The 19,737-nt window shown below is 55.4% G+C and carries 16 protein-coding genes; 14 read left to right on the top strand and 2 right to left on the bottom strand.

The window, feature by feature from the left end; all coding sequences use genetic code 11:
* Positions 1-110: 110 nt before the first annotated feature.
* Positions 111-710 carry an NAD(P)H:quinone oxidoreductase gene (gene wrbA, locus LMS44_RS10590; protein ID WP_498947261.1) on the top strand — a complete coding sequence of 200 codons (600 nt, stop codon included), beginning with the start codon at positions 111-113 and terminating at the stop codon, positions 708-710.
* Between the two features lie 119 nt (positions 711-829).
* Here wrbA and LMS44_RS10595 read toward each other — a convergent pair whose 3' ends face one another.
* Positions 830-973, bottom strand: coding sequence for a thiamine pyrophosphate-binding protein (locus tag LMS44_RS10595; RefSeq protein WP_498947262.1), 144 nt, complete (start codon positions 971-973; stop codon positions 830-832).
* Positions 974-1,355: 382 nt separating this feature from the next.
* Here LMS44_RS10595 and LMS44_RS10600 point away from each other — a divergent pair, with 382 nt between their 5' ends.
* The 13 genes from LMS44_RS10600 to LMS44_RS10660 all read left to right on the top strand — a co-directional run bounded on the left by LMS44_RS10600 (position 1,356) and on the right by LMS44_RS10660 (position 18,718).
* Positions 1,356-3,002, top strand: coding sequence for an amidohydrolase family protein (locus LMS44_RS10600; RefSeq protein WP_498947263.1), 1,647 nt, complete (start codon positions 1,356-1,358; stop codon positions 3,000-3,002).
* Between the two features lie 335 nt (positions 3,003-3,337).
* On the top strand, positions 3,338-4,714 hold the full coding sequence (locus LMS44_RS10605; RefSeq protein ID WP_498947264.1) for a dihydrolipoyl dehydrogenase family protein: 1,377 nt from the start codon (positions 3,338-3,340) through the stop codon (positions 4,712-4,714).
* A gap of 78 nt (positions 4,715-4,792) precedes the next feature.
* Complete coding sequence (locus LMS44_RS10610; RefSeq protein ID WP_414120328.1) at positions 4,793-7,702, top strand: ATP-binding protein; 2,910 nt, start codon at positions 4,793-4,795, stop codon at positions 7,700-7,702.
* 124 nt (positions 7,703-7,826) lie between these two features.
* Complete coding sequence (locus LMS44_RS10615; RefSeq protein WP_027959347.1) at positions 7,827-8,231, top strand: nuclear transport factor 2 family protein; 405 nt, start codon at positions 7,827-7,829, stop codon at positions 8,229-8,231.
* 153 nt (positions 8,232-8,384) lie between these two features.
* Positions 8,385-8,993 carry a helix-turn-helix domain-containing protein gene (locus tag LMS44_RS10620; protein ID WP_414120325.1) on the top strand — a complete coding sequence of 203 codons (609 nt, stop codon included), beginning with the start codon at positions 8,385-8,387 and terminating at the stop codon, positions 8,991-8,993.
* Between the two features lie 102 nt (positions 8,994-9,095).
* Positions 9,096-10,808, top strand: coding sequence for a sigma-54-dependent Fis family transcriptional regulator (locus LMS44_RS10625; protein WP_027959348.1), 1,713 nt, complete (start codon positions 9,096-9,098; stop codon positions 10,806-10,808).
* Between the two features lie 445 nt (positions 10,809-11,253).
* Positions 11,254-11,430, top strand: coding sequence for a hypothetical protein (locus LMS44_RS10630; protein ID WP_196518006.1), 177 nt, complete (start codon positions 11,254-11,256; stop codon positions 11,428-11,430).
* A gap of 683 nt (positions 11,431-12,113) precedes the next feature.
* A complete protein-coding gene (locus LMS44_RS10635; protein ID WP_051430431.1) occupies positions 12,114-12,731 on the top strand; it encodes a helix-turn-helix domain-containing protein in 618 nt (205 codons plus the stop codon).
* Positions 12,732-12,965: 234 nt separating this feature from the next.
* Complete coding sequence (locus tag LMS44_RS10640; protein ID WP_414120320.1) at positions 12,966-13,652, top strand: hydrolase; 687 nt, start codon at positions 12,966-12,968, stop codon at positions 13,650-13,652.
* Positions 13,653-13,671: 19 nt separating this feature from the next.
* Positions 13,672-15,567, top strand: a complete 1,896-nt coding sequence (locus LMS44_RS10645) for an amidohydrolase (protein ID WP_414120318.1) — start codon at positions 13,672-13,674, stop codon at positions 15,565-15,567.
* Positions 15,568-15,639: 72 nt separating this feature from the next.
* Positions 15,640-17,262 (top strand): MFS transporter, encoded by a 1,623-nt coding sequence (locus tag LMS44_RS10650; protein ID WP_498947265.1) that lies wholly within the window; start codon positions 15,640-15,642, stop codon positions 17,260-17,262.
* Positions 17,263-17,423: 161 nt separating this feature from the next.
* Complete coding sequence (locus LMS44_RS10655) at positions 17,424-17,726, top strand: GNAT family N-acetyltransferase (RefSeq protein WP_141441156.1); 303 nt, start codon at positions 17,424-17,426, stop codon at positions 17,724-17,726.
* Between the two features lie 44 nt (positions 17,727-17,770).
* Positions 17,771-18,718 (top strand): pirin family protein, encoded by a 948-nt coding sequence (locus tag LMS44_RS10660; RefSeq protein WP_141441155.1) that lies wholly within the window; start codon positions 17,771-17,773, stop codon positions 18,716-18,718.
* Between the two features lie 294 nt (positions 18,719-19,012).
* On the opposite strand, the gene LMS44_RS10665 is transcribed toward LMS44_RS10660, so the two are convergent.
* Positions 19,013-19,642, bottom strand: coding sequence for a LysE family translocator (locus LMS44_RS10665; RefSeq protein WP_414120313.1), 630 nt, complete (start codon positions 19,640-19,642; stop codon positions 19,013-19,015).
* Positions 19,643-19,737: the final 95 nt, after the last annotated feature.

Genomic DNA, 19,737 nt, shown 5'->3' on the forward strand with positions numbered 1-19,737 from the left:
AAGCAAAGATTGTCGTCCAATCATAAGCAGGGAGGGCTTGTGATAGTGAATGGGCATCACATTTTTCAAAGGTGAACCCAATGCAGAACCCCAATAAAGAGGAAGCAAAAATGACAAAGGTTCTTGTTCTCTATTACTCCATGTATGGTCATATCGAAACCATGGCGAACAAAGTTGCTGAGGGCGCTCGTAGCGTCGATGGCGTAGAGGTCACTGTGAAACGTGTCCCTGAAACCATGGATAACGAAGCCTTCAAGGCAGCGCGCGGAAAGGTCGACCAGGACGCATCAGTGGCGACACCAGCGGAGCTGGCCGACTATGATGCTATCATCGTCGGTACGCCAACCCGCTTCGGTAATATGTCAGGGCAAATGCGTACCTTCTTCGATCAGACCGGCGGCCTTTGGGCCAAGGGAAGCCTGGCAGGTAAAGTGGCGAGCGTGTTCACCTCGACCGGGACAACGGGCGGTCAGGAAATGACCATCACCTCTACCTGGACCACACTGGCGCACCACGGCATGATTATTGTGCCTATTGGCTACACCACGCCCGCGCTATTCGATATCTCGAAGGTGAGTGGAGGCACACCTTACGGTGCATCGACCATTGCGGGCGCTGATGGCTCTCGGCAACCTGATGATCGTGAGCTGGAGATTGCCCGCCATCAGGGCGAATATGTCGCCATCATTGCGTCTAAACTCAAAAGCTAGAGGCTCAATTCGCTGTCGCTGGAACGAAATAGCATCTTCAGCGGCAGTGAGATTGAGAGCACAGCCTGTTCGCTACGCACCCCGAACTCATTAATGTCGATCTGCTGGCGTTCATTCGCTCATGACGAGGCAAATACCAGCTTGATACTGGAACGGCGCAACGACTCCAACAGGTCCAGGTTTTCTTCACCGGGAATACCGAACACGTACTCGACACCTTCGTTCTCCAGGCATTGCACAACGACATCCGCGGCTTTGGCCATTTCTCCGCCTCACTATCTGTGAGTGCTTGCTGTGGTTTTGGAATCAGCGTGCGGCGATAAATCCGGATGCGCAGATGTGCTGCAAGGGGGGGGCATGCCGGTGGGACTTCCACGAAAGGATCGCATTGCGCTCGACCATAAAAGGCATAGGCGGTAGAAGGGCCTGCAGAAACTGAATGTCGTACAGCAATCCATTGATCGCATAATTGTTCCAAATTCGTACGCTTGTCCAATTTTCAGGTAGCTGTTGTGGAGATAGTAGCGATTACTTTCAGAAGGATTGAAAGACTGATGGTTAACTAAAAATTGGCCACTCTCTACGACATCGCCAAGGTGACAGCTCCGAGTTTACGCCATAGCGACCATCAGTATTCACGAGAGAGTGAACATTGAGACAGAAGGTGTCAGCGCTCTAATTGACGGCGGCGGCCTCGGCGATCGGGCACGACCTGAAACGCTTTCCCGTGTTGCAATCCATTTTCGTGGCCTCGGGCCGCATCTGAGGAAGGACAAGACCATGTGTAGACTTTGCGATCTGAAGATGCCGCTGGCGCCGTGTCTCACGCGCCGCGACGTGCTTAAGGCGTCGGCACTGGGCGCGGCGGCAACCCTGACCGGCCTTGGCGCCAGTCAGGCGCAGGCGGCCGCGCGCGAACAGGTCGGCCCGCCGCAGGGCGCCGGAGAGCCGGGCCGCCGGGTGCTGCTCAAGGGCGGCACGGTGCTGTCGATGGATTACGGCGTGGGCAACTTCGCCACCGGCGACGTGCTGGTCGAAGGCAAACGCATCGTCGAGGTCGCGGCCTCCATCGACGCTGGCGACGCGGCGGTGATCGACGCGACCGGCAAGATCGTGATGCCGGGCTTCATCGACACCCACCACCACCAGTTCGAAACCGCGCTGCGCAGCCAGCTGGCCAATGGCATCCTGAACAACGACGGCCGGCCGGTGAACGAACAGAACTACTACGACACGATCCTGCATAAATTCTCGATGGTCTACCGCCCCGAGGACGTCTACATCAACGAGCTGTTCGGTGGCATCGCTCAGCTTGACGCGGGCGTGACGACCGTTATGGATGTCAGCCAGATCCACCACAGCCCCGAACATTCCGACGCTGCCATCGAAGGCCTGCGCGATGCCGGCCGCCGCGGCGTGTTCGGCTATTTCGAGGGCTACGGCGACCGCCTGCAATACCCGGCCGACGCGCGCCGCATCAGGGAGCAGTATTTCTCCAGCGACGATCAGCTTATGACGATGGTCATGGGTGGCGAGATCTACATGCCCGGCTGGGAGGCCGCATGGGATGTGGGCCGCGAACTCGACCTGCCGATCGCGCTGCACATGGTGGGGACTTTCGGCATGCGCGACACCTTCGACCAGCTTGCGCGCGACGGCCGGTTCGGGCCCAACCATATCTTCATCCACATGACCGGCATGTCCGACATGGCGTGGCAGGCGGCGGCGGATGCGGGCAGCCACGTGTCGCTGGCCGTGCCCATCGAGATGCACATGCGCCACGGCTATCCGCCGATCCAGAAATGCATCGACCTCGGCCTGTCGACCTCGTTGTCGACGGATGTGGAATGCACCATGACGGCGGATTTCTTCACCCAGATGCGGCATTTGATAACCCTGCAGCGGATGTGGGTGAATGAGGCCGCGTTGTCGGGTGCCAAGGATTACCCCGCCCTGATGCAGTGCATCGACGCGATCCGTTTCGCCACGATGGGCGGGGCCGAAGGGCTGGGCCTTGCGCACAAGGTCGGCTCGCTGACCCCGGGCAAGGAGGCCGACATCATCCTGCTGGATGCGAACGCGATCAACGTGGCGCCACTGAACAACGCGCCGGGCGCGGTGGTGACGCTGATGGAGCGGACCAACGTCGACACCGTGATGGTTGCCGGCCGCATCATGAAGTGGCAGGGCGCGCTTCAGGGCTTCGATGTGCCGCGCCTGCGTTCCGAGCTGGAAGCCAGCCGTGACTACCTGTTCGAGGCCGCTGGCATCGAACGCGACCTGTTCGCCTGACCCCGGCGCGCCGGGCCCCGAACCAAGGGCCCGGCCAAGCGTCGTGTCCCGACACATGGCGCCCCGGCCACGGCCGTTACGGCACCGCAAGACGAAAGGGATCCCCATGTATAGGGATCGACACCTTTGCAGCCGAGGTGGCTGAGGTCGAGGGCGTAAGTTGGGAGTTTAGTTGTGGGGAGTGTATGTTCTTTATTTTTTGTTTGCTTTTTATTATCTTTATTTCTAGGTCTAGGCGTGTCTGGAGGGGCGAGGTTCGCCGAAGCTTTGCGCCCGGGGTGGATGCTGTTTTGGCGTCCGACGTGTCGGGCCGCTCAGTAACGTGGGGATAAACCATGGCGGCGATTGAGCACTACGACATGATCTGCATCGGCGGAGGCTCTGGTCTGACTGCCGCCTATTACGGGCAGCAGGAAGGCAAGTCGGTCGCACTGGTCGATGATCGGCCCGACCAGCTCGGTGGCACTTGCGTGAACCGCGGCTGCATTCCGACGAAGGGCCTGATTCAGGCTGCCGAGGTGATGCAGACAATCCGGCACGCCGCGGACTTTGGTATCCACCTGGATCAGTCGTCGGTTCGCGTCGACTTCCAGGCCGTTCTCGACACGGTCCGTCGGCGGCGCGAAAACGACGCCGCTGACGTGCGCCGCTGGGTGGAGAGCGCCTTCACCCCCTATTATGGCCGAGCGCATTTTGTGGGCGACAAGCTGATCGAAATGGAGGACGGGCGCCGGCTGACCGGCGAGCGGATCTTCATCGCGGCGGGCGCGCGCCCCGCGATCCCGCCGATCCCCGGGCTGGCGGAGAGCGGGTACCTCACCAACGAGTCCGTCATCTTCGACCTCACTGAACAACCCGAACACCTGATCATCCTAGGCGGCGGCTACATCGGCTGCGAGTTTGCCCATTTCTTCTCCGCTTTGGGTACCCGCGTAACGGTGATTGACCATTCCGAATGCCTGTTGGCCGAAGACGACGACGTGAGGGCGCTGTTCACGCAGGAGCTTGCCAAGCGGGTGGAGCTCGTGCTGCAAGCCGAGGTGCGCCAGGTGCTGGTGCGCGATGGGCAGTGTGGCCTGACCGTTACCACTGGCGATGACGAACATACCGTGCTGGGCGATCGGCTCCTGCTGGCCACCGGTCGGCGTCCCAACACCGATGGGCTCTCACTGGAGAAGACGGGGGTCGAGCTTAATGATCGCGGCTTCGTGGTGGTCGACGACAGGCTGCGGACCACGCACCCCGACATCTATGCCTATGGCGACGTCATCGGGCAGGGGATGTTCAAGCACACTTCAAGCTACGAAGGTGAGCTTGCCTACCGTAACGCGCACGGTGCCTCCCTTGTTGTCGACTACACCGCCAACCCGCACGCCGTGTTCAGCAATCCGCAGATCGGCTCGGTCGGGCTGACAGAGCGTGCCTGTCGCGACCAGGGCCTCGATTACACCGTGGTCCAGAAGCATTACGCCGATTTCGCCAAGGGCAAGATCGTCGGTTCACCACCGGGCTTTGCTAAACTCCTGGTTGAGAAGGGCAGCGACCGGATCCTGGGCTTCCATATGATCGGTCCCCAGGCAGCCGACTTACTTCACGAGGTGGTGGTCGCCATGAATACCCCAGGGGCCAAGGCGCAACGGGTGCGCGATAGTATCCACGTCCACCCGACGCTCGCTGAGTTGGTCAAGCAAGTGTTCGATGCTACCGAGTAGGAGCCGATGTAAAGCGAATATTTCGCAACAGACGACGTTCAGCGGAAAGCTGGATGATCACCACCATCGAGGACTTGTGTGCCGAAGATTGACGAGATTGTCGAATTTGGCCCGTTTCGCCTGCACGTGGCGGGGCGGATGCTGGAGAGGAAGGGGGGGGCCGTCAAAATCGGCAGTCGCTCGCTCGACCTGCTGATTGCGTTGGTTGAGCGGCCTGGAGAAGTGCTTTCCCGGCGGGAATTGATGGCGCGTGCCTGGGCGGGGTTGGTAGTCGACGAGGCCAACCTACGCGTCAATATCGCCAGCCTGCGCAAATGCCTGGGTGAGGGCAAGGAAGGCACACGCTACATCGTCAACCTCCCCGGCCGCGGGTACAGTTTCGTCGCACCCTTAACGCGAGTGCGGGTCGAGGCTTCGCCCGGGAAATTCGAGACCATCCGACCTCCCGATCCTCGCTCCGGCAATCAGCCACCCGTATCGGTCTCGGAACACTCATTGCCCGAGCGTCTCGGACGGCTCATTGGGCGCGATGCTTCAGTCCGCGCAGTGGGCGAGATGCTCACCAAACATCGATTCGTGAGCATCATCGGTCCGGGGGGAATGGGTAAGACAACTGTCGCGATCTCCGTGGCACACACGATGCTCGAAGCTTTTAACGGCGCCGTGTACTACGTCGACCTTGTCTCGGTCAGCGACGCCTCGCTTGTTCCTAGCGCGATTGCTTCCGTGCTTGGCCTAAAGGTGCAAGTGCAAGATCCCAAGCCGAGCATCCTGGCGTTTTTTGGCGCCCGAAGAGCGTTGCTCGTATTGGACAATTGCGAGCACCTTATCGACGAGATTGCGCTTCTCGCGGAATGGCTTTATACATCCGCGCCTCAAACCCACTTGCTTGCGACAAGTCGCGAGTTATTGCGTGTTGAGGGCGAACACGTCCACATTCTTCCATCGCTCGATGTTCCCCCGGTCATTGAGGGGATGACAGCCTCCACTGCGATGGCGTTTCCCGCCGTCGAGCTTTTCATGGATCGAGTGGCGGCAAGCGGGGTGCAGGAGACGCTGACGGATGAGGTGGTCCCGCTCGTCGCCGAGATCTGCCGAAAAACGGATGGCATTGCCCTGGCAATCGAATGGGCAGCCGGTCGGGTGCGCTCGCATGGCCTGCGTGGAACCGCGGAATTGATCAACAGCCGCTTCAACCTTCTCTGGCAGGGCAGGCGCAGCGCGCTTCCCCGGCATAAGACGCTCCAGGCGATGCTTGATTGGAGTTACAACCTGCTATCCGAGAGTGAACGCCGCGTGCTGTATCGGTTATCCGTGTTTGTGGGTCCGTTCCAAATGGAAGCGGCGCATTGGATCGCAGTGGACACTGTCCTTACGGAGGCCGAAGTGACAGCAGCAATCGCAAGCCTCAGCGATAAGTCACTGCTGTCGCCATCGATCCTCAACGGATCGAGCTATCTGCGCCTCCTGGATACGACGCGCACTTACGCGTCGGCAAAATTGGCGAAGTCGGGCGAGGTTAACGCCGTCTCACGCAAGCTTGCCGAGTATCTCATTGCGCACCTCAACCGAAATCATGAGCGTCAGAATGGGCGGCGGGCCATGGATCGTGATTTGATTCAGGTCGGCAACATGCGCACTGCGCTTTTATGGGCATTCTCCGAGGCTGGTGAGGGTGAGTTGGGCGTTCGTTTAGCAGCGCTCGCTGCACCGTACTTATTGGAATTATCGCTGCTGGACGAGTGCCATCGCTGGTGTCAAGCCGCGCTATTGCGACTGGGTTCCCGTGAAAGCTCGACGACACACCTCATCCTGCAGGAAGCGCTGGCGATCTCCGCACTATTCACTCGCCGCAATGGAGATGAAGTCCGTATCCCGATCGAGCAAGGGCTGCGTCTTGCGCGAACCTTGAACGACCCCGAACGCGAACTCAGACTGCTCGCAGGACAGCATATCTTCATGTGCCACATCGGTCACTTCCGTGAGGCGGTCGAGGTAAGTCAGCGCAGTATCGAACTAGCACGCAGGGTCGGTTCTCCCGCAGGTATCGTCATGTCTGAGTGGATGCTTGGGGCAGCGTATCACTTGGTCGGTAATCAGACGCACGCTCTACAGCACATCGAAAAGGGCTTCAAGCAAGCTGCGGTGCATGGCACGTTAAAGGTCGACCTGCTTGGCTTCGGACATCAGATCCGTGCGCTCACCGTTCTGGCACGTACGCTCTGGTTGAGCGGTACCCCGGATCGCGCCGCCCAAGTTGCGTATCAAGCAATTGAGGAAGCTGAGCAGACAGAGCAACCGGTAAGCATGCTCATCGTATTGCTATACGCCTCCCCGGTGTTTCTGTGGAGGGGAGATGTAGAGGAAGCGGAAGCGCTGGTGAGCCGTCTCAACCAGCACTTCAGTCGTTATTCGTTTGGTCCGAGGGCGGCTTTAGGCCTCGCGCTCTCAGGCGAACTGGCTTTGCTCAAGGGAGAACTGTGGACGGCGGCAGGCAGGCTTTGCGATGCGCTTGACAACCTGTATGCGGAGAAACTTGTCATGTTCACGACGTCGCTGAGCCGATCGTTGTCCGAAGCGTTGCTCGAATGCGGGGATATTATGGAAGCGGAAGCAATGATCACCGCGGCACTTGAACAAGCCGAGGCTCGAGATGAATCATTTGACATGCCTGAGCTATTGCGTACGCACGCGCAGATCGGGATTGTTTCCGGTCGGCTGGATATAAAATCGGCTGAGGCAACGTTGCGGCATTCGATGGCGCTTGCAAATAGTCAAGGCGCGCTCAGTCTGGAATTGCGCTCAGCCATGGCTTTGGGTGCACTGCTTACAAACCAGGAGCGGGCTGAGGAGGCCTACGCGATCTTGGCGAAGGTTTACGACCGCTTTACAGAAGGACACGAAACGCGCGATCTCAGAACCGCCAAACAGTTGATCGAAGCCTGGCGTCCGACCGCTAGGGCATCGGAGTACCGCACCAGTGATTGACCTAGCAGCCAGACCATTCGTCTGTTACGCGGTTTCACACCAATTTACAAGCGCTCCAGCCTGTGACCTCGGAGAATAAGAGAAAATAATTCGAGGGCGTTCACGCCTTGCAGGAGGTGTTTGCTTGGCCACTCACACAAGCGGTTCGATTCTTCCTCCAATAGTCGCACAGTTCATCGAAGCTACGAATGCCGGTGACCTGTTCCGCCTTCTTGAAGCCTTCGCGGCGGACTCGATTGTTAACGATCAGCTACAACAATGGCGCGGGCTGGCTGAACTAAGCGAGTGGGCCGAGCGCGATGTTATCGGGCAGCAGCTATCACTTCGCACAACTCATTGCCTCCCGCACTACGGCCACTTTGTTGTCGCGGCCCACGCCGACGGAAATTTCGATAAGCGTGGGTTGCCCGATCCACTGGAAGTTCTGCTCTATTTTACTCTCTCCGAAGACAAGATAGTGCAATTGATCATTCTGCGAGATCGTTCGGGCACCTCTTCTTTCGATGCATCTTTTCGCAGCTCAGGGTAGAGGCGCTAGGCTTTGTACGAAACTGTCTGCGCGATAAAGCTTCCTGCTTTTACAGAGTTTTTCACCTTCTTACTTAGCATGTGGGCGTATTCGTTTAATTATCTTCAGCATGTGGATCGAAAGCCTTAAACGATCACAAGCGGAGGAAACCCCATGAGCAGTAATGCAGGGTTGGTCACCGATGCTCGTGAACAGAGCCGGCAGATTGAGGTTGCGTTGGCAGCGACTTTGTTGGAGTTGCTCACTGTGGCGCAATCCAAGGTTGAGCTTGATCATCAGGCTGCGCAAGCATGTATATCCCGCGCGACGGCGTTATTGTCCGCCAGTCTGGAACGAGACGTCAGACCTAAAGCCGAGGGCGCATTCCGCGGTAAAATACCGCGTTGGCAGGCGAAACGTCTGATAGCTTATATCGACGAGAATATAGACAAGCCTATAAGGAGTACTGATCTCATCGCGCTCACAGGAATGAGTCCTGGACATTTCTTTCGAACCTTCAAGGCCACATTCGGCCAAGCTCCGTTTGTCTATATCGCACGCCGGCGCGTCGAGCACGCACAGCAGATGATGATGATGACCAATGATCCCCTTTGTCTCATCGCACTCGATTGTGGGCTGTGCGATCAGTCCCACCTCACGCGCTTGTTTCGGCAGTTCGTGGGTACAACGCCGGGTCAATGGCGGCGGGAATATGTCAGCGGGTCGTTAACCGACCCGAAGTTCAAAGCGGTGTTTCCTAGCGAACCCGTTACCAGACTGTGAATCATGAATGTTAAAGGTCAATCAACGGCTGTTGTTGCATGACCTATCTCATCGCAAGACAGGCATGGTACCTTCCCAAAAAACATAATTGAGGCCTCTTTCATGGCTATCAGCTACAAACCGGAGCTCAAGTATCCCGACTATCAGGATCTGAGCGAACAGGTCCGCTTTCAAAGCACAGAAGGTAAGATCTGGTTCGGCGAGCAGCGTATGTTGCTGATGCAGGTGTCGGCGATGGCTAATTTTCGCCGTGAGCTCGTCAATAGTCTCGGTATCGAACGCGCCAAAGGATTTTTCCTGCGCCTTGGCTACCAATCTGGACTAAAGGACGCGGAAATGGCCCGCAAGCTCAGGCCAAACAGTCCGGAATTTGAGATGTTTCTAGTTGGACCGCAGCTGCACTCCTTGAAAGGCATGGTCAATGCGAAGCCGATCCAGTTAGAGGTAGATCAGGAGGCCGGCCACTTCTACTGCGAGCTTGAATGGATCGATTCCTTCGAGGTCGAGGCCTGCCAGACCGAGCTGGGCCTGATGAAAGATCCTGTTTGCTGGTCTCTGGTGGGCTACGCGTGTGCGTACAGCTCTTCGTTCATGAACCGCGAAATCATCATCCAGGAAACGAGCTGTCGCGGGTGCGGCGATGAGCGCTGCATCATCATTGGAAAACCGGCTGAGGAATGGGAGAACGCCGCAGATTTTAAGCGCTACTTTCAAGCTGATCCAATCATCGAGGAGCTGTATGATCTTCAGTCACAGATCAGCTCACTGCGCACGAACCTGAAGAAGCAAGAAGGTCAGTTCTACGGTATTGGACAATCCCCTGCTTACAGGGACGTATGCAAGACGATCGACAAGGCAGCCCAGGGCAAGGTGTCGGTTCTGTTGCTGGGAGAAACCGGCGTCGGCAAAGAGATCATCGCACGGAGCGTTCATCTTCGCAGCGAGCGCGCCGAGCAAGCTTTCGTCGCGTTGAACTGTGCCGCCATTCCGCCGGAGCTAATTGAGGCTGAATTGTTTGGCGTCGAGAAGGGCGCATATACCGGCGCAAATCAGACCCGCCCAGGGCGCTTCGAGCGCGCCAGTGGCGGAACCATTTTTCTGGATGAAGTGGTGGAACTGACGCCCAGAGCGCAGGCGTCCCTGCTACGGGTATTGCAAGAGAGTGAACTTGAAAGAGTGGGAGACTCACGAACCCGCCAAGTCGATGTGCGAGTAATCGCTGCCACCAATGAGAGCCTCGCTGACGCGGTCGAGGCGGGCCGGTTTCGCGCGGATCTTTATTACCGCTTGAATGTGTTTCCTGTGCAGATCCCCCCCTTGCGCGAGCGGCTTGAGGACCTGCCGCTGCTGGTCGAGCACTTTCTAAGCAAGTTTCATCTGCAGTACCACAAGCGTACGCTAGGTTTATCAGATAAGGCTCTGGAACTGTGTCTCCATTACGCCTGGCCCGGAAATATACGCGAACTGGAGAATGTACTTGAACGCGGTGTCATCCTCACCAACAACAACGAAACTATAGTACAAGAAGCACTCTTCGCGGTCTTCCCCAAGACAGGCAATCCGGACGGTGATCGTCTCAACGCCGACGGTGAGCTGGTACAGCCCACAGACATGGAAAGCACCGCCGATTGGGTCACGCAGATCTTCGAAAGGAACGTGAGCCTGGAAGCTGTGGAAGAACAGCTGATTCGACAGGCGATGGAGCTTGCTCAGCAAAACGTTTCGCAAGCCGCTCGTATGCTCGGCCTGACCCGACCTGCACTGGCTTACCGTTTGAAGAAAAGTGGCATCCTCAACGACGGCGGCGCTGACTGATTTCAATCAGCTTTCTCTCGGGCGGCTCCCGGGGAATTGTGGCCGGTCTGTCATAAGCACCACCGCGCCATTAATCAAATCCGCAACGCGCCGCTATCGTTTCACCATATCATCAATCCAGCCTCCCTCCGCAAAGCCCTGGACTTTATCCAGGCCCCCCAGTGGCAAGTGCATCAAGCTGATAAATATATACTTTTAATAGAGGTTGCTCTAGTGGCATAGCTGTTGCTATTACCCTATCAGTTGCTTTCTATAGAAAAACACTCAGCGGCATATGTTTGGTTACAGATTAGTAAAGCAGCCAACCTAGAGATCAATTAATACTATTGATCATTTTATCAAGACTATTGATCACCAATAGTCCTAACATAGGAGTCAGAATGCTTATCACCGAACAACATTAGTTGTCGGATCAACCACTACTAATCAAAAGAGAGTTTCTATCATGAAAATGTTATACGCAGCTTTAATCATTGCATTAACACTTGTTTCAGGTGTGGCACTCGCGGAGCGAGGTTCGGATGAAGGTAGCCGGATTATTTCTCCTGAATCCACTTCAACGCAAAAAGACAGTGAAGAAAAATACTTTTCACCGTCCGATTTGACCGATAAAAACCCTTAAATGTTGCTGGATAGATTGAGTTTAGCCAGTATTGTCGGGCAGGTTTAGCACTCTTAAGCCTGTCCGACACCTTGCAATATTTAAACTACCTCAAACACTTGTGTTGTTTGGCCGAAAATTAAACAACTGCTTTTAAGAAATATGTGTCGATAATAAAAGTTTTAAAAGCCGCTTTAATTATTGTAATAACGTTTATTTCAGACGTCGCACTCGCAGAGCGAAGCTCGTGTGAGGATACTCGGTGCCTCCATTACGCCTGGCCCGGAAGTAGCCGTGAATTAGAGAATCCGTTCGAACGCGGCTTCATCCTGACCGACAGTAACGAAACCATAGGACCAGATGCGCTCTTCGCGGTCTTCCCAAAGACAGGGAAAGCACCGCAGTGGCATTGATCAAATCCGCAACGCTCCGCCATCGCTTTACCATATGATCAATCCAGCCTCCCATAGCTAAACCCTGGACTCGAACTATTTTGCACAAATGAAAAGTATATCTGTTTGATAAATATATATTTTTTATATAGATCGCTCCAGCGGCATAGTCGTTGCCTAGATGTTATCAGTCGCTTTGTACACATCAACCCTCAGCGGCATGTGTTTGGTTGCCTATGCGATCTTGCAAGCGGTAGTTCTCGCAAGGCATGCCGATCTCATCTAGCTAGATTAAATAATCTGGAGAACTCTATGAGCAGGCCTGAATTTTTAGTTACTCCCAGCAACGTTGAGAAAGCGCCATCCAGCCGTCCTGAGCTTGTAAAGCAGGCGAAACAACTGCTCACGTTGCTGATGGAAACAGAGCAGACCATTCATAGTGATCCCGATATCGCTTCGACCTATCTTGATCAGGCGATTGCCTTGCTGGCGGTCGACAATCAAAGCGAGCCTTCGCCGTGTAAACATAGGGGTGGGCTGGCACGCTGGCAGGTATCACGCGTAGACACATTCATAAGTGAGCATATCGACCACTGTATAAGGACAACCGAACTTGCATCGTTGCTAGGTTTGAGTGTCAGTCACTTTTCACATGCGTTCAAACAAACGACGGGCGTCACTCCGCTAACGTACGTCGCTGCCGCGCGAGTGGAGGCTGCAAGGCAAGACATGCTGTGTTCGGCGCGTTCTTTGAGTGAAATTGCGCTTAGACATGGATTTTGCGATCAGTCACATTTTTGTCGTGTCTTCAGACGCGAAACAGGCCTGGCGCCGCAAACTTGGCGAAAGCTGCATGCACCCAAAGCCCGGTTGCAGGCAGCCTTACTTGGTTCTTCAACCCCTCAAACTGCTCAAGTCAGCAGGACATGATGATTAGCGTCAGTGCAGCTGTATAACCGCGACATCTTGAAAATCTACCCTGGCGGATCGTATGGGCTGGTGCGCCTTACTTAAACCGAAGCATCAGATGGTTGGAACGTTCATATATAGAAGATCACACAATTATCCCAAGGCCAAGATTGTCGTCCAATCATGCGCGGGGATGGCTTGCGATAGTGAATGGCCGTTTTACGGCATCCATCATATTTGTCAAAGGTGAGCCCGATGCAGAACCCCAAGCTTGAAGTCCTTACGCCCAGCAATTCACAGTTGATTTTCATCGACCAACAGCCGCAGATGGCTTTTGGCGTTCAGTCAATTGACCGCCAAGCTTTGAAGAACAATGTCGTTGGCTTGGCCAAGGCTGCGAAAGTGTTCGGTATCCCGACGATCATTACCACCGTCGAAACCGAAAGCTTTTCGGGTCACACCTATCCTGAACTGCTGGAAGTGTTCTCTGATGCGCCCATCCTCGAACGCACGTCGATGAACTCCTGGGACGACCAGAAAGTACGCGATGCGCTCAAGGACAACGGCCGAAAGAAAGTTATTGTTTCCGGCCTTTGGACAGAAGTCTGCAATACCACTTTCGCGCTCTCGGCGATGCACGATGCCGGGTACGAAATCTATATGGTAGCTGACGCTTCCGGCGGCACCAGCCAGGCGGCCCACGATTATGCGATGCAGCGGATGGTACAAGCTGGGGTGGTGCCGGTGACCTGGCAACAAGTGTTGCTGGAGTGGCAGCGTGACTGGAAAAACCGCGATACCTACGACGCGGTGATGGCGGTGGTGAAAGAGCATTCCGGCGCTTACGGCATGGGTGTTGATTATGCCTACACCATGGTGCACAAAGCGGAGGAGCGTGTGAAGCATGGCCCCACGCTGGCGCCGGTTCACGCTGAGATTTAGGCCGTAAGGAGTATCCACCATGTCCGATTCTGCTCCTGACATTATCTTCCATAACGGCCAGATCACGACGCTTGATAGGGCGAACCCTAACGCCACTGCCGTCGCGATTAAAAATGGCAGGTTTCTGGCCGTCGGTTTGGATCAGGAGGTCATGGCCTTGGCCAGCCCTGGTACCCAGATTGTTAATCTCCAGCGGCGTAGCGTCCTGCCTGGCCTGTTCGACAACCATACCCACGTAGTGCGCGGCGGCTTGAACTACAACCTCGAACTGCGCTGGGACGGCGTACGTTCGCTGGCCGACGCAATGGACATGCTCAAGCGCCAAGTCGCCATCACTCCCGCACCGCAGTGGGTGCGCGTGATTGGTGGCTTTACCGAGCATCAGTTCGTGGAAAAACGCCTGCCGACCCTGGCAGAAATCAATGCGATCGCCCCTGACACGCCGGTGTTCCTGATGCACCTGTATGACCGTGCGTTGCTTAATGGTGCTGCCTTGCGCGCTGCTGGCTATACCCGGAACACGCCCGAACCGGCTGGCGGCCAGATCACCCGCGATGCCAACGGCAATCCGACCGGCCTGCTGCTAGCCAAGCCCAACGCGATGATTCTCTACTCCACGCTCGCCAAAGGGCCGAAGCTGCCGTTCGACTACCAGGTTAACTCCACTCGCCACTTCATGCGCGAGCTGAATCGTCTCGGCGTGACCGGCGTGATCGATGCGGGTGGCGGCTTCCAGAATTACCCAGAAGACTATGAAGTTATCCAGAAGCTTTCTGACGAAGGGCAGATAACCGTTCGTCTGGCCTACAACCTGTTTACGCAGAAACCTAAGGAAGAAAAGGAAGACTTCCTGAAATGGACGTCCAGCGTAAAGTACAAGCAGGGCGATGACTATTTCCGCCACAACGGCGCCGGCGAGATGCTGGTGTACTCGGCTGCCGATTTCGAGGATTTTCGTGTAGAACGCCCCGACATGCCGCCAGAAATGGAGGGCGAGTTGGAAGAAGTCGTGCGTGTGTTAGCAGAAAATAAGTGGCCCTGGCGGTTGCACGCCACCTATGACGAAACCATTACTCGCGCACTGGACGTGTTTGAGAAGGTTAATCAGGATATTCCGCTGGACGGTATTAACTGGTTCTTCGACCATGCTGAGACCATCTCTGACAAATCCATTGACCGCATCGCTGCACTGGGTGGCGGTATCGCGGTGCAGCACCGCATGGCCTATCAGGGCGAATATTTTGTCGAACGTTATGGAGCCCGCGCTGCCGAGGCGACCCCTCCCGTCAAACACATGCTCGAGAAGGGCGTTAAAGTCTCTGCTGGAACCGATGCTACCCGCGTGGCCTCGTATAACCCCTGGGTGTCGCTATCGTGGATGATCACCGGAAAAACGGTCGGCGGTCTCGGCTTGTATCCGCGAGATAACCTGCTCGACCGCGAGACGGCACTACGCATGTGGACCGAGAAGGTGGCCTGGTTCTCCAATGAAGAAGGCAAGCGGGGCTGCATTAAGGCCGGTCAGTTAGCTGACTTTATCGTACCGAGTAGAGACTTCTTCAGCGTGCCTGAAGAGGAGATCTCTTTCCTGACCTCCGACCTGACGGTAGTGGGTGGGCGCATTGTCTATGGTGACAATGATTTTGCGATACTGGACGACAATTTGCTGCCGCCTGCCATGCCGGACTGGTCGCCGACACGCACCTTTAAGGGCTATGGTGCCTGGGGCGAGCCCGAGGGTGCGGGTAAAAACTCCCTAGCACCGCTGCACGCCCAAGCGATGGCCAGCTGTGGCTGTGCAAGCGCGTGTGGCCTACACGGCCATGATCATGCCCGGGCCTGGGCATCTAATGCGCCGACGTCGGATCTTAAAGGTTTTTTCGGTGCTCTCGGCTGCTCCTGCTGGGCCGTGTAAAGGTGAACACCTAATGCATACGTACGTTTCGTTGGAGCAAAGACTCCTTGGGTTGCAGGAGGAGCTAGAAACATGAGTAAGGCTCAATCCACTCATCTTCCTGCATCTTCGGACAGTGCTTTTGCTCCGTTGCGGCAGACCCTATTCGCCGTACTCTGGGCGGCTACCATTATCGGCAGCATTGGCAGTTTCGTGCGTGATGTGACCAGTGCCTGGCTGGTGACTGATCTATCCTCTTCGCCAGCGGCCGTCGCTATGGTTCAGGCTGCCGCTGCTCTGCCGGTTTTTCTCCTGGCGATCCCGGCAGGTGTGCTTTCCGATATGCTCGACCGACGTAAGCTGTTGATCTGCGTTCAGCTTCTGCTGGCCTGTGTCAGCGTTTGCCTCGTTATTCTATCGCTTACAGATCAGCATTCTGTGGCATCACTTATAATGCTTACGTTTATAGGGGGCATAGGCGTTGCTCTGATGGGGCCAACTTGGCAGGCTATCGTCCCCGAGCTGGTAGACAAGAAAGACTTCAAAAACGCAGTGGGACTTAACTCGCTGGGGATCAACATTGCCCGTGCCGTAGGTCCCGCTTTAGGCGGGCTGTTGCTGGCCAGTATGGGAGCAGCGTTTACCTATGGAGTAGACGTTCTGAGCTATGCAGTTGTCATCGCTGCGCTGATTTGGTGGAAACGACCAGCAACGAAACGGGATGCCCTATCCGAACGCTTCCCAGGTGCTTTTCGGGCCGGGCTACGTTATGCCCGCGCCAGTCGCGAGCTGCATGTTGTCCTGCTGCGCGCTTTTCTCTTCTTTGCTATGGCCAGCTCAGTGTGGGCACTGCTGCCTCTAGTCGCACGTCAGTTACTGGAAGGCGGCCCAAGCTTCTATGGCATATTGCTTGGCGCAGTTGGCCTGGGTGCAATAGGAGGAGCTGTTATTATGCCTCGCTTGCGTATGTACCTTAGCGCCGACGGCCTACTTCTAACGTCGGCATTAGTCACTTCGGCCGTCATGGCTTTGCTAACCCTGGCGCCGCCTAAATGGCTCGCAGTGTCCTCTCTATTGATCCTTGGTGCAGCGTGGATTACAGCGTTGACGACCCTCAACGGCGTCGCCCAGGCAATTCTTCCCAATTGGGTACGTGGCCGCTCTCTGGCGGTATACCTGACTGTGTTCAATGGCGCCATGGCTGCGGGCAGTTTGGCATGGGGGATAATCGCTCAAGGGATTGGCGTGCCGTTGGCGTTACTATCTGGCGCGGTCGGGCTAGCAGCGATCGGATGTATTGCACATCGTATCAAGTTGCCCAAAGGCGAATCAGACTTAATGCCGTCGAATCATTGGCCTGAGCCACTGACAGCCGCTCCCGTCGAGTATGACCGCGGCCCGGTGCTTATCCAGATAGAGTACCGAGTAGCCCTCGAAGATCGTCCAGCCTTTTTGAAAATATTGGCTAGGCTCTCGGCTGAAAGACGGCGTGATGGCGCCTATGCTTGGGGCATTACCGAGGATTCCGCCGATCCCAGCTTGATGTTGGAATGGTTCCAAGTTGAATCCTGGGCAGAGCATCTGCGTCAGCATAAGCGTGTTTCTAAATCAGCCGCCGAAATCCAAGAAGAAGTTCTGCGTTTCCACCAAGGTGAGGAACGCCCGGTCGTGCGCCATTTCCTGACTTTCAATCATCCCCATGAAGGCCGAACGTAAGATCTGATTCAAGGGGCTAAGTACTAAGCTTAGTGCTAATTTTAAGTACAGGTCTTAAGTGCTGGTCTTAAGTTCTATTGAAAGAAAAGGCTCCTGATAACTATTAAGTTATAGAAACACATACTGAGTTGTTTGCTGAGTAATACGATAAGGAGAAAGCAATGTCTGGTACACCTGAAGCTTCTTTTACCATTGAGCATGAAACCAGTGATACCAAGGGGCGCTATGTAGTTGAGCTCAATGGGGCTAAAGCAGAGATGACCTATTCGAAAGCGGGTGATTCGATGATCATCATTGATAGCACTGAAGTGCCTGATGCCATGCGCGGACAAAAAGTGGGTGTTGCGTTAGTCGCAAAAGCGGTGGAAGACGTTCGCACCTCGGGCAAGAAAATCATGCCGTTATGCCCATTTGCAAAGGCACAGTTTGCGCGCCACTCAGAGTGGCACGATGTGCTTTTGTAAGGTGCGTACTCCATTTTCCTACCTCTCACTTCTGGAGAAAACCTATGAGCTGGATGCCTGATTTAGAGCCGAAATGCCCATCCGCCGGCAGTTTGAATGACATAGAGACGCTGATTGTTCCCCGCGCTCGGGATTTGGGTGGTTTTGAAGTGCGCCGTGCACTGCCTGCCCCGAAACGGCAGATGGTGGGGCCGTTCATCTTTTTTGATCAGATGGGGCCCGTTGAGTTTCTTAACGACGAAGGCATTGATGTTCGCCCGCATCCCCATATTGGGCTTGCCACGGTTACGTATCTATATCAAGGGGAGTTCCAACACCGCGATAGCCTGGGTACCAACCAAATGATTCATCCTGGCGCGGTTAATTGGATGGTGGCGGGCAATGGGGTCACCCATTCGGAGCGCACCAGTGCTATAACTCGTCAAAACAAGCACTCGGTGTTGGGGATACAGACGTGGGTGGCGCTTCCCGAAGCTTATGAAGATCAGCCTGCCAGCTTTGAGCATCATAGCGAGGAGTCGCTACCGATGCTGGAAGGCGAGGGTAAGGAAGTGCGTTTGATCCTGGGCACGGCCTGGGGGGAGCGGGCGCCGGTGCAAACCTTCTCTGAAATGTTCTATGCGGATGCGATACTGCAGCCAGGGGCAAAACTACCATTGCCGGATAATCATGAGGATCGTGGCATTTATGTCATGTCCGGTAGCGTCATCATTGCAGGCGAGACCTTCGAGGCCGGCCGTATGATGGTGTTCCGGCCAGGCGACCCGATCACGGTGGTGGCTGGCGAATCCGGAACTCGGCTGATGCTGCTCGGCGGTGAAACCCTGAATGGCCCCCGTTATATATCCTGGAACTTCGTTGCCTCTTCGCGAGAAAAGCTGGAGGCCGCCAAGCAGGCTTGGGTAGAAGCGGATTTTGAGAATGGTCGCTTTCGTCTTCCCCCCGGAGACGATGCTGAGTTCATTCCTTTTCCTGGAGAACCTGCTAAATAACGCCCCAAAAAAGCTGGCTGCCTTAAGCAGTCAGCTTATACTTCACTCGTAGGAGTGCCAGCGAATTGAGCTACCAGCCAATGTCGGATCTCAATCAGTGCTTACGCAAAGGCCTCCATACATAACATCCGACTATATCTTTCCAGATACATAGTGTTGTTTTTGAGCAATAGCGAGAAGTGTTTGCAAAACTCTATTCTATAAGGCATCGCTTGGGAGCGAGCTACTTGGCGAGCACAAGGGGAAAGCCCAACCATGAAGTTAATCGCCTGCCTTTTTCCAACATTTGGGCACTTAGTAAAGAGCGCTTATGCCCATAAAGATGCTAAACAGCATTAACACTCCTCCGGCCGCGCGCTTACCCCAAACGGCGGCGCCTGGTGTGGCCACCTTCGCTATCATTTTTCTTGCTGCTAATGCGTAAGCGCTCGACACGATCAGTTTGATAAACACAAATAACAGTATGAGGGGAAGGAACGCAGAAATGTGCGACACCTGTTGGGCACTTACGAATTGCGGCAACAGCGATGAGAAAAATAGAATCGCCTTGGGGTTGCTGAGCCCAACCATAAACGATTGTCGCCAAAGTACGGGTATGCTTTGCAGCGTTGTAGGCTGATCGCTGGAAATACGAACCCTTTGTGCCAGGCGAAACTGCTGCATACCCAGCCATAAAAGATAAACAGCACCGGCAACCTTGACGGCCATAAACACCGTTGGATTTGCCTCCAGTAGCGCACCGACCCCCAGTAGTGAGCAAGCCGCGAGCCCAGCAATAGCCACCAAATCCCCGGTGAGTATCAAGATGGCCCGGCCGGGGCCATGCACCAGCGCGTTGTTTACCAAAAGAATTGTCGAAGGGCCCGGCGAGCCAACTTGCATCGCCGCAATCATGGCGAATAACAGATAGTCAATGAGCAACATAGTGAACACTCCTTAGCCAATGAAACGTCAATATGTTGCTATGCTAGAAGTAAAGTGGCTCATATAAGAGAGCCATATAAACGAGATTGATACGA

The organism is Halomonas profundus (assembly GCF_020865425.1).
Taxonomy (GTDB): domain Bacteria; phylum Pseudomonadota; class Gammaproteobacteria; order Pseudomonadales; family Halomonadaceae; genus Vreelandella; species Vreelandella titanicae.